General features: G+C 67.2%; 11 protein-coding genes. 1 reads left to right on the plus strand and 10 read right to left on the minus strand.

Annotation, left to right across the window (positions count from 1 at the left end; translation table 11 throughout):
• Window positions 1-125 precede the first annotated feature (125 nt).
• The 10 genes from IQ35_RS16680 to IQ35_RS16725 all read right to left on the minus strand — a co-directional run bounded on the left by IQ35_RS16680 (window position 126) and on the right by IQ35_RS16725 (window position 7475).
• A complete protein-coding gene (locus IQ35_RS16680) occupies window positions 126-980 on the minus strand; it encodes a lytic transglycosylase domain-containing protein (RefSeq protein WP_145075097.1) in 855 nt (284 codons plus the stop codon).
• Window positions 981-983: 3 nt separating this feature from the next.
• Window positions 984-1316, minus strand: coding sequence for a DUF736 domain-containing protein (locus IQ35_RS16685; RefSeq protein ID WP_145075100.1), 333 nt, complete (start codon window positions 1314-1316; stop codon window positions 984-986).
• On the minus strand, window positions 1297-1875 hold the full coding sequence (locus IQ35_RS16690; protein ID WP_145075105.1) for a S26 family signal peptidase: 579 nt from the start codon (window positions 1873-1875) through the stop codon (window positions 1297-1299). The genes IQ35_RS16685 and IQ35_RS16690 overlap by 20 nt, the downstream gene beginning before the upstream one ends.
• Window positions 1872-2459: a DUF2840 domain-containing protein gene (locus IQ35_RS16695; protein ID WP_145075108.1), complete on the minus strand. Its 588-nt coding sequence runs from the start codon at window positions 2457-2459 to the stop codon at window positions 1872-1874. The genes IQ35_RS16690 and IQ35_RS16695 overlap by 4 nt, the downstream gene beginning before the upstream one ends.
• Window positions 2456-3682, minus strand: coding sequence for a DNA cytosine methyltransferase (locus tag IQ35_RS16700; RefSeq protein WP_145075142.1), 1227 nt, complete (start codon window positions 3680-3682; stop codon window positions 2456-2458). Before IQ35_RS16700 ends, IQ35_RS16695 begins: the two co-directional genes overlap by 4 nt.
• A complete protein-coding gene (locus IQ35_RS16705; protein WP_145075112.1) occupies window positions 3682-4830 on the minus strand; it encodes a phosphoadenosine phosphosulfate reductase domain-containing protein in 1149 nt (382 codons plus the stop codon). Before IQ35_RS16705 ends, IQ35_RS16700 begins: the two co-directional genes overlap by 1 nt.
• Window positions 4827-5468 (minus strand): hypothetical protein, encoded by a 642-nt coding sequence (locus IQ35_RS16710; RefSeq protein ID WP_145075115.1) that lies wholly within the window; start codon window positions 5466-5468, stop codon window positions 4827-4829. Before IQ35_RS16710 ends, IQ35_RS16705 begins: the two co-directional genes overlap by 4 nt.
• A 184-nt stretch (window positions 5469-5652) precedes the next feature.
• Window positions 5653-6546: a replication initiator protein A gene (locus IQ35_RS16715; protein WP_145075118.1), complete on the minus strand. Its 894-nt coding sequence runs from the start codon at window positions 6544-6546 to the stop codon at window positions 5653-5655.
• 6 nt (window positions 6547-6552) lie between these two features.
• Window positions 6553-6819: a helix-turn-helix transcriptional regulator gene (locus IQ35_RS16720; RefSeq protein WP_145075121.1), complete on the minus strand. Its 267-nt coding sequence runs from the start codon at window positions 6817-6819 to the stop codon at window positions 6553-6555.
• 119 nt (window positions 6820-6938) lie between these two features.
• Window positions 6939-7475 carry a DUF2285 domain-containing protein gene (locus IQ35_RS16725; protein ID WP_242003382.1) on the minus strand — a complete coding sequence of 179 codons (537 nt, stop codon included), beginning with the start codon at window positions 7473-7475 and terminating at the stop codon, window positions 6939-6941.
• 230 nt (window positions 7476-7705) lie between these two features.
• Between IQ35_RS16725 and IQ35_RS16730 the strand changes: the two genes are divergently transcribed.
• The coding region (locus IQ35_RS16730; protein WP_199739980.1) for a transposase at window positions 7706-7927 on the plus strand (222 nt) is incomplete at its 3' end.

The following is a 7927-nucleotide window of genomic DNA, read 5'->3' on the forward strand; positions in this document are numbered from 1 at the left end:
GACCGGGTGCAGATGGTCCCACACATCGTGCTTTTTATCTTGCCCTCCACTTTCTCCTTCGATCTCAATGCCCTGACACCTTCTCTGTGCCACTCCTGCGGGGCCGGGAGCACGCCAGCGGGCGCTCATGGCTGCCTCTGGCCCGACAGTACGACGAACAGGCTGTTCGCGGCCGGTTTGACTGCGGCATTCATGTCGGCCGGAGGTTCGTCGGGCCGCGATGCCGGTGCGGTCGCAACGTCGGCCGCCCGCGGTGCGAACAATGCGGCCCGACGCCAGGTGAAGCGATCGGACAGCGGCGCCTGCGCAAGCTGGCTGTCGCCCGCGCTGCCGGCAATCGCCGCCAGCTTCGCGAGATAGGCGCGCGTCTCGGCGGGCAGCGGGCGGCCGCGCGACAGATATTCGTCGTAGCGGCCCGGCCCCGCATTATAGGCCGCGAGCATGGCCGTGGCGTTGCCATAGCGGTCGTGCATCGCGCGCAGATAGGCCGCGCCCGCCATGATGTTGTCGCGGACATTATAGGGATCGTTCCCGAGCCCATGCCGTGCGCGCAGGTTTGCCCATGTGCCGGGCATGATCTGCATAAGGCCCATCGCGCCAGCGGAGGAAACGGCGCGGGAGTCGCCGTTGCTCTCGACCCGCATGACGGCCCAAATCCATGCCTCCGGGATGCCGAAGCGCCGGGCCGCGTCGGCGACATGGACAGCATAGGGATGGCGTACGGTCGATTGTTCTGTCGCCACGTCCTGCGCCAGTGCGGCGTCGGGCATGGCGCCCGGCGCGAGCAGCAGGACCGCGAGCACGGCGGCCGACCCGCCCCCGCTCCGCCGCCAGCCTGCCAGCGTGCTCGCTGCGGTAAAGGGTGCGCGCGAAGCGCCGGCCGGGGGTCGCCCTTGACCTTCGCTGCGCGCGCCGGCCGGCCTGCGACCGAGCGGGACGGAGGGATGCGGTCTTTCCACGAACAGAGGGATGACCGGCACCGATCAGCTCCGATCGTCGCGGGGCCGGGGACGCTTCCACGACAGCCGGAACGTCCGCCCATCATCATCGGCACGGAACAGCACCGGCCGGAACGGTGCCGGGAAAAGCGGGCTATCGATCTCCAGCGCGATGTAGTCGCCGGCGCGTTCGCCAACCCGTTTCCACGCGCCGCCGATGTCGGGACCGTCCTCGTCGTCGAGGTGAACACGAAAGTCGGGCGCGTTCTCGATGTCGCCCGGATCGAGCGCGACCAGCACGATCTGCTCATTGATGCCGAAATACCGGGTGCGGCCCGCGTAACCGTTGGTGGTGGGTTCAAAGATATTCGTCGGCATGGCCGATCTCCTTGGCTTCGAGGGTTGAAGGAGTTTGCGACGGCGCGCGCAGATGCAGCGGCGTGGCGCGGCCGATGACGGCGGAGGTTGGCAGCGGGTCGAAGTAGCGACCGTCCAGGCTGTCGGGGACGGACGGATTGAGCAGGAATATCTCGCCGGGCTTGAGCGTGCGGCAGCCCCGCCAGATCGGCAGCGGGCGGCCCTTGCCGTCACGCGCGCGGGCGGTGGCGACGGGCCGGGCATCGACGCTCACCACGGCGCCGATCCGACACACGCGCTGTCCGGCCTTCGCCGCGACATGCTTCAGCAACGGCACGCCTTCGGGCAGATAGCCGCGCGCCGAGAGCCAGCGCGCAAGGTGTCCGGGCGGCGTGACGGCGACCAGCGCGCCGATGGCTGGATCGTGGTCGGTGTGGATACGGTAGAGCCCGATCGGCGCGCTGGCGCTGGCGTTCCAGACAACGCGCGGGCGCGGATCGGCGATGGCGACGGCGACGAACGAAGCCGCCGAGACGGATGCGGCGATGGCCGTCGCGATGGCGTAGCGGCGGCGCGTCACCCCTCGATCTCCCGGCGTTTCAGCCAGGCGCGATGACGCTCCATCGTGTAAGGGCGCGGTTGGTGGCCGGCAGCGATCCGGTTGTGGACGTGCCGCCAGTGATCGGCCGCGACATCGCAAGGATCGACGCCCGCCGCCTCCGCCGCGTCGATCGCGGCGAGCACCTGGCTCACCTTCGGCCAGCTCTCGACGTGCAGGAGGATGTCGCCGCCCGGCCGCACGAAGGGCAGCGTCGTGTAAGGTTCGCCCGGCGCGACCGCGCGCACGATGTCGATACGCGAGATGACCGTGCCATAGTCGTTCGCGGTCCAGCGGACGAAGGCGAAGATCGTGCCGGGCCGGAAGCTGACAACGCGGGTTCGGCGCGTGAGGATGCGGTCCTGGGCGATGCGGCCGAAGCGTATCCAGTGCTCCAGCTTCTTCTCGATCCAGGTCAGCTCAACTTCGGTCAGCCGCGTTTGCGATGTCTGCGCCGAGGGAATACGCGGGGCGCGCTGGACTTGCGCCTCTCGCGCTGCCTGACGTCGCAACGCTTCGGAAAAGGCGCTGAAGTCTATGCGCTCCGGGCGCGCGGGATCGCTCATCGTTCGTCTCCGGTCATGTCGATAGGGGTTCGCCCGAGCGCGAGGTCGAGCGCGGCTTCGGTGCGCAGGATGGCGCGGCCGATGGCTTCGGGGATTTGCGGGAGAACGGCGTCGCCGAACGCCTCGACGATCAGGCTGGCCGCAGCCGTCCCCTTGCGACTGCCGAGCGCAATGCGCGTGCCAGCCACCCAGGCGGATAACCCATCATCCACCCGTAAGTGATCGGCAAGGCCGCCGTTCCAGTCAGCCCATGGCTCCGCAGCATCGCCGCCAAGGCCCGCGCTCCCGCCCATTTGTCCGGCGCCCGATCGGTCATCGCGCCATCCATCACCGCATCCATCGTCGGCGACTTCCTGCGATCGTAGGCCGGGCTCCAGCCGTCCATTCGGCCGTCCCGTTTCGTTGGGGTCGGCAGGAGTTCCGCCGCATGGCGCAGCAGGTTCGGCGTGTCGATCTGCGCCTTCGCCCCGTTCACTCGGCGTCCGGTCTCGATCTCCCGCGCGCTTAACCGGCGCCCGCCATTCGGCTTGACCGGCGTCGGCATCATGCCCGCGTGACGGCTCGCATGACCCTGCAACTGACTGAGCACGTCGCCACGGCCACCCCGATCCGCATCGGATTTCCTCGGCGTCGCCAGGATCATGCGCAGCGGATATGTCGATCCCGCCCCGCCGCCCGCGCCGTCTTTCATCCCGTCCCCCGCCATCGGGGTTGGCAAGCTGCTCGGGATCGTAGCCGATAAGCCATGACCGCTTACGGACGTGGTTGGCGCCGACGTCGCCAGCACCCACCACGCACGATTCGCAGGCGTAGCCGAGCGCCTCCAACTCGCCGAGCACCCGGTCAGCGCCGCGAGTTCGGAGGACAGCGCTGTTCTCAAAAGCGAACCAGCGAGGGCGGCATTCTCCGACAAGGCGGACGGCTTCGAGGTAGAGGCCCGACCGTTCCCCGTCGATCCCGCGCCCTTTCGTGTTGGCGCTGGAGATGTCTTGGCACGGCGGAGATCCGACGATGATGTCGGGGAGCACCCCAAGGTCGGAAAGAAGTCGAGCTGCCGTGAGGGCGCGGACGTCCTCGTAGAGTCGGACATAGGGATTATTCTCCGCATAGAGGATGCGGCGCCATTCGATGATCTCGCAGGCGGCCACGGTGACGAAGCCGGCGCGGTGCAGGCCGAGCGACCAGCCGCCCGCCGCGGCGCTGAACAGGTCGAGCGCGCGCATCACTCGCACAGCCCATATTCGCTGTCGCAACGCAGGCCGTGCTCGTCTGCCTCGCGTTGCTCCTGCGCGATGAACAGATCGTAGTTGCGGCCGCCCCGGCTGGTGCGCGACCACGCGATCGCCCTGTCGATGGTCGCCCGGCCGTGATCGGCGGGGTCGCCGGGAACGGTCGGCGCGGGCAGAAGCGATGCCGGCGCTCCCGACACGGCGGAACGGCGCGACACGAGGCTGACCAGCCGCTCCCATTCCCGCACCCGGTCAACCTCGGCGGGGAAGCGCATGGCCCAGGCGCGCAGCTCGCGCTTCCTGACCATGATGCAGGTCGAGCAGCCGACCCGGCTCATCCCCATCGTGTAGAGGGGGTTATGCTTGAGGCCGTGGCGCTCGGAGATGGCGAAGGCCTCGGCCGCCGACCAGCGGAAGATGGGCTTGTAAAGCACCTGTCGGGCGCCGGAGGGATACCGCACCGACTGGATGGGCGGTTTCTTCGCCCGCGCCGGGCTTTCGTCGGCGCGTTCGCCGATCCAGTCGATGACCGGCAACCCCGCGTCGAGCAGCGGGCGCTTGCGGTGCATCATCGGGATCAGTTTGGTTTCGTCGGTGCAGAAGCGCGTTTTGGTTCCAGGAAACCGGCCGTGCAGCATCGCCATGTCGAGGAACGGAATGCCGGTGGGATGGAGCAGCGCGATCGCGCGCTCGATCAGAGGCTCGGGGACCGGGGGCGAGACCAGGACGGGGCAATCGCACCCGGCCATCCATTCGGCCCTGGTGATCGCGCCCGCGCGCCAGGCGGCGCGGCGCTGGTTGCACGCGCCCTTATGGCGGGTCCGGCGCTTCTCCTTCGACCATTCCTCGCGCAGCATCGCCCGTTTGCGGGCGAAGGCTGCCGCGTCGGTGAGGCCCGGCACGTCGTTTGCCGATACGATCTCGATGCGCAGTCCGGTGCGCTGCCGCAGCCAGTCGTCAAGATAGGCGATATGGTCGAGGGTGATCGGATTTTCGTGGCCGTTGTCGGCAGCGAGGAAGCGGGGCGCGAGATTCCCGAACGCGGCGAGCCCCTTGCGCTCGATCCGCTCGACCATCCGGCAAAGCACAGCCTGGCTGTCCTTGCCACCCGAGATGCTGCCGAAGTGCTGGATGGCGATCATGGCCGCCGCCCCGCGATCCAGCCTTCGATGTCCGGCTGGCGCCGGGCGAGATCGAGCCGTGGCAGGGCCGATGCGAAGCGCGAGACCCCCGATCCGTCGAAGCTGTCGGCTCCGGCGGCGGCACAAAGGCGGATGCGCCGTGCGGTATTGACGCGGCCGACATGGCAGAGGCCACCACGTTCATGCGCGAGCCGCGCCCATGCCGCCATCGTCGCCAGTTTCCACGGCGTATCACCACCGACGAAAATGCCGACTTCCGGCCCGGCAAGGGAGACAATATGCCCCGGCTCCATGCCGTTCTGGACGGTGAGCATATAGCGCGCGCCGCGAAGACTGGACCGATTGCGCAGCGTGTCCAGCCAGTCGAGCGAGAAGCGCAGCGATGCGAGGCCCCCCGCCACGATGTCGGGCAGGACGATCCAGTCGGCACCCGGCCCGAGCCGCGCGACCGCCTTGTCGAACGCGGGGACGTCGAAAGGCTCGCTCCGCTGGAAAGCCGTCCACGCACCATTGTCGAGGGCGTAGCGGAAACGCTCGGGGCGCAGCGACCCCCTGGCCGACACCATTAGTCGCCAACCGGCGCGGCGCAGGGCATCCAGATTGCGGCGCGTGCCAGTGCGGGAAGCGTAGCCGATCACCGGCCGCTATCCACAACGCGAATCCGCGTTAGCAAGAATACGAAGTATTCTTTTCTATTAGCATAGTTAGGGGGCGCGGGTTTTCGTGAGGATTTCTGCGGGTTTTCGAGCCTCCAGCGTTCCCGATAGTCCGACTCTGGCGTTCCTGATCGTCCGAATCTGACCGTTCCCGATAGTCCGTGTCTCATGGCCAGTTCTCCACAGGCTTGAGACCGACACGGCGCATGGCAGCGTCGAGAGGGTCGACAGGAAGCGGGGCGAAGTTCAGCCGGTCGCGACCGAGCGCATGTTCGAGCGTGAGGACGTAGCCGGGCAGCGATTGGCGGGCGACGATGGCGCGCAGCTCGAACGCGAAACGGCGGAGCGGCGAAAGCGCACCCGATTTCATGTAGAGGTGCGGGATGTCGAAGCTCCAGCCGCCTTCCTGCCGCCCGCCATGCTTGCGGACGATGCGGTAGAGCCAGCGTTCGAGCCCGCCGGTCAGGTCGAAATAGGCGCGGTCCATCGTCAGCACGAGCGCACGGTCGAGCACGCCGGCATAGAACCAGTCGGGCAGGATCAACTCGATGCCAAACGCACGCCCGTTGCCATCCGCAAGCTCGCGCCATTCGTTGATCCATGAGAAGCGGTGGCGGCGGCGCTGGTGTTGTTGGCGGATCGAGGTCGCGACGGTGGTGGATTGCAGGCGGTCGAGCGCGGCCTTCAGCCGCTCGTAGCTCGCCTTGCCGGTCCCGCGTCCGGTGAACGCCAATATTTCGTGCGGCGTGGTCACCATGAGGCGCGAGGTCGGCCGGCCGGCATCGCGCGCCTCGATGAGCTGGCTCGCCGCCCAGATGAGAACATCGGCGTCCCAAATAGTCGCCATGCCATGCTCGGGCACCGCTTCCACAGAAATCCATGTCGCGCCCATGCGGAAGTCGATGGGCGTCACGCGCCTGGTTTTGGCGAGGCTAAAGAACGGCCAGGCCATCAAGTCCTGCGCGTCGCGGGGCGCGAGGTCGCCGGGTATGGAGCGGAACAGCTCAAGTTGCGCGCGTTCCAGGCCCGGCCGGTCATGACGAGGAAGAGTTGCTGGCATGAGCAGTCAGCGCCGAACGCAATCGGCCGGCAGACGCTTGGCGGGGTGGACGATGCCGTTCCCGGGATCGGAGGTCGAGCGGCGGGTGCCTATTGCTGCCCAGGCATCAAGATCGTCGATCGCATAGACGATACGCCCGCCGAGTTTGCGGAATACCGGCCCGGTGCCATAGCAGCGATGCTTCTCCAGCGTGCGGGCCGATAGTCCGAGATGAATCGCCGCGTCGGGCGTCTTGAGATAGCGTGGCGTTGCGGCGGCAACAGGCTCGGTCATGATGATCCTCCTGGTGACGTCCGGCCCCGAAAAGCGAGGTCGGCGGACAGGAGGCGATGGTGGCGAAACAGCCCCTGCGCGGAGAAGGGACGCCGTCGGGGGTGACGGAAATGTCCCCCTCAGCCGCCGCGCAACAGGCGAATATAGCCGCCGTCACGCAGTTCGACGGCTTCCTTGATCCAACGGCTGATGCGTTTGCGCTCGCGGCTCTCAACCCAATCGGCGGCATTGAAGTCGCGCACGTCGTCGTCGATTAGCGTTGCGGCCATTTCCCTGCGGCTGGCGCCCGCATGATGTCCGTCGAGCACTTGCAGCAAGGTCAGAAGACGCTCACGCCGAAAGGGTGGTGGGCGCAGCGCCGGCGGCCCGGATGCCATGCCATTGAGGCGTCGGCACAAGCGCTCGGCCGACACGAGGCGGGCGAACGGATCGGAACCGATGGGCAGCATCATGGCCATTGGTTGATCGGGCGAGCCCCAAATCCAGAGATAGTCATCGCCACTATTGTCGGCGAGGATCAGATGAAGAAAGCCGCCGATCTTCATGCGCGCCCGAACCGCGCCGAGGGTTCGCATATCAAAAGCCGATACGGCTTCCATACCGGGCAAGGCTGGCACCAGGACGACGCTCGCTGGCGAAAGGTCAGGCCGCGCCACGATAAGTTTCCGGTCATAGGCGGCAGAAGGCGCGGCATGAAAGCTGATCCCCCAGCGCCGCACGAGCGTCGCGGTCGCGTCATCGGCGCTGATCGCACCTTGCTCTACCTGGCGGAGCGTTAGCCCGCCTTATTCACCAAAAGTGTCCTGAAGGGTTGGCGGGAGTGGCGTAAGCCTCTGATCTGAATTAGGAACTGGGTGTCTAAGCCGAACCTGCCGCAGGGCAGAAAATGCCACGGGCCACACCCGCCATGAACGATGATATCGCAAGCTCATTTGGATTCCCAGCAGTCGGCCGCAAGAAAATCACAGCTGCGTTCGACGGTGGCCGGCTTACCTCGGATGGCGGTGTTCTACTGCTTGCACAGGCCGAGCGCGCGATGGGGATTTGCCAGCGCCTGGCGGCTTGTATTGCCGATCCGCGCGATCCAGCGCGGGTGATCCATCGCCTG

The sequence above is a fragment of the Sphingobium wenxiniae genome (genome assembly GCF_007830065.1).
GTDB lineage: Bacteria > Pseudomonadota > Alphaproteobacteria > Sphingomonadales > Sphingomonadaceae > Sphingobium > Sphingobium wenxiniae.

What these genes read in the sequence shown, in the direction of transcription:
- IQ35_RS16720 (WP_145075121.1), bottom strand. Translation starts at nt 6,819, where the DNA reads ATGACCGAGCCTGTTGCCGCCGCAACGCCACGCTATCTCAAGACGCCC.
- IQ35_RS16685 (WP_145075100.1), bottom strand. Translation starts at nt 1,316, where the DNA reads ATGCCGACGAATATCTTTGAACCCACCACCAACGGTTACGCGGGCCGC.
- IQ35_RS16700 (WP_145075142.1), bottom strand. Translation starts at nt 3,682, where the DNA reads ATGCGCGCGCTCGACCTGTTCAGCGCCGCGGCGGGCGGCTGGTCGCTC.
- IQ35_RS16695 (WP_145075108.1), bottom strand. Translation starts at nt 2,459, where the DNA reads ATGAGCGATCCCGCGCGCCCGGAGCGCATAGACTTCAGCGCCTTTTCC.
- IQ35_RS16705 (WP_145075112.1), bottom strand. Translation starts at nt 4,830, where the DNA reads ATGATCGCCATCCAGCACTTCGGCAGCATCTCGGGTGGCAAGGACAGC.
- IQ35_RS16715 (WP_145075118.1), bottom strand. Translation starts at nt 6,546, where the DNA reads ATGCCAGCAACTCTTCCTCGTCATGACCGGCCGGGCCTGGAACGCGCG.